General features: G+C 34.1%; 1 protein-coding gene. It reads left to right on the top strand.

The window, feature by feature from the left end; genetic code table 11:
- Positions 1–39: 39 nt before the first annotated feature.
- Positions 40–364, top strand: a 325-nt coding sequence (locus H4O21_RS28450; protein WP_220495879.1) for a BamG-related protein, incomplete at its 3' end; no start/stop codon positions are given.

Raw genomic sequence — 364 nt, 5'->3', positions numbered from 1 at the left:
AACTTACCTGTTGGAAAATTTGGTGTAGGATTGGGCCTAATGCCTTACACTGCAGTTGGCTATAGATTAGATACAGAGAATGAAGATGGGCGAACAACAAGTAGGTTTGATGGTGAAGGTGGTTTAAATAAGGCATTTTTAGGATTTGGTTATAGTATTTTGGATAATTTGAGTATCGGTGTTAATGCACAATATAATTTTGGAAACATTCAAAATAGTGCGATACAGTTTCGTTTTGATAATGATGGCGTGCCATTATTTGCCCAATCTAGAGAAAATAACCGTTCAGATTTAAGTGGATTAAATGTTGATTTTGGGATGTATTATAAAACAAATCTCAATGAATCTTTAGAGCTAACAACAG

Origin of the sequence: Oceanospirillum sediminis (assembly GCF_014164585.1) — a bacterium.
Taxonomy (GTDB): Bacteria; Pseudomonadota; Gammaproteobacteria; order Pseudomonadales; family Halomonadaceae; genus Oceanospirillum; species Oceanospirillum sediminis.
The sequence above is the reverse complement of the archived record's forward strand: the minus strand, read 5'-3'. Positions and strand labels throughout refer to the sequence as shown.